2 protein-coding genes are annotated in these 1,412 nt (G+C 56.6%); one reads left to right on the forward strand and one right to left on the reverse strand.

What is annotated here, in order from left to right; translation table 11 throughout:
• Window positions 1-441: 441 nt before the first annotated feature.
• Complete coding sequence (locus tag JF66_RS20530; RefSeq protein ID WP_156109984.1) at window positions 442-816, forward strand: hypothetical protein; 375 nt, start codon at window positions 442-444, stop codon at window positions 814-816.
• A gap of 209 nt (window positions 817-1,025) precedes the next feature.
• Here JF66_RS20530 and JF66_RS20535 read toward each other — a convergent pair.
• Window positions 1,026-1,412: hypothetical protein (locus tag JF66_RS20535; RefSeq protein ID WP_231556544.1), on the reverse strand; the 387-nt coding region annotated here is incomplete at its 5' end.

Below are 1,412 nucleotides of genomic sequence, written 5' to 3' on the forward strand. Positions count from 1 at the left end.
CTTGTTGCTATCACTGCGGGAGTGGCACAATTCATCCCGGAAGCCAACGCTATCCTCATCGCAATTCTGTTGCTCTTCCTAGCATGGTCAGTCGTGGCTGCTTGGCGCGGCGCACGATCGGCGATCAGCTAACTTTTCGAATGAACCTAAAGAGTCGATTCGGAAAGCCATGCAGACGACTTATCGCCACCCGCCCGGGGAACGGTCCGAGCGACGTCGGTTAGTTTTCCGCAAGAACCCAAGGGACCTCCAACGGGACCGAATCGCGTTAAGTCAACCCTGTTGACGTCTGCACTGAGGTGCCCGTAAGCCGAACCCTCACGGCAACTTGGCTGATTGGCCGCTGGCTGTGGTTGGTGTGGGAAGCTTTGGCTTCGTGGCCGACACTTCGGGTACCGTCGTTGGTTCAGGCAAGTGAGTACAACGAGGAGGGTAAGTACGGTGGATAAGTCAGATATGCTCCCCGGACCGACCGCGCTCGAAATGGCCCGTCCCCTTCGGCTCTGGGGGATTATTCTCCTTGGGTCCACGGGCATTTCCGCGGCAAGCTATTTTCTTGCGGGAGCTACGGAGGAAACGATCCAGCTCTGGATGTTCCCTATGTTCGCTGTGATGGTCCTGTCGTTTATCTGGGCGCTGTATCGGATGTTCGCAACGCTCGTCAAGGCGATTCGAGAGGAGAAGGCGGGGTACACAACAACGTGCAATTTTTCCCCTAGAGTGCCTCAGGTTGACTATCAGACGGGGGCGGTTTTGAGAGCGGTGGGGGATCCTCTGCTTATGGTTTACACCGCGGAACAGCGGAAGGGAAAGTAGCCGGCGCCAACTGACGCCTGCAGCACGAGGTAGGCCTTATCGGAACCCCGCACGGGACGTCCGTGACACCGAGTTGTCGTTTGCGAGAGCTTGTTTCGCTGGGTCATCGCCTGATTTACGAAGAATCCGATAGGCGGCGCGACTCATGAAAGCCGCACCGGAAACAGCCACGAGTCCGACGCGCAGGTCGGCCAGATGGCCTTTGGTGCTTACTTGAGTCGCTTCCGCCGTTCAGGGCCATCGGACATCAAAGCTTCTCCGACCTCCCTCAGGACTTCACCTGTCAAGGAATCAACCTGCGGCACTTTCGGGTACAGCCCACCCGTCGTTGTGTACCCTGCTTTCGCCTCGCGATGGGCCTTCAACGCGAACGCACAATAGACAAGAAACGCGACAACAAATATCACTATCGTTACGCCGAAAATCACGTATAACCAAAGTGGCACGGTTTCAGCGGTTGACCCCGTCACAAAATACAGTGCACCAGAGATCACTCCCGTGGAAAACAGAATTCTCGCAAGAAATCGGACGGGACCTGACCACTGCTCAGCAGTCCGCCCGGCGAGCATGTCTGACTTCTTCATGTCGTTCACCAA

Source organism: Cryobacterium sp. MLB-32, assembly GCF_000738085.1.
Taxonomy (GTDB): Bacteria; Actinomycetota; Actinomycetes; order Actinomycetales; family Microbacteriaceae; genus Cryobacterium.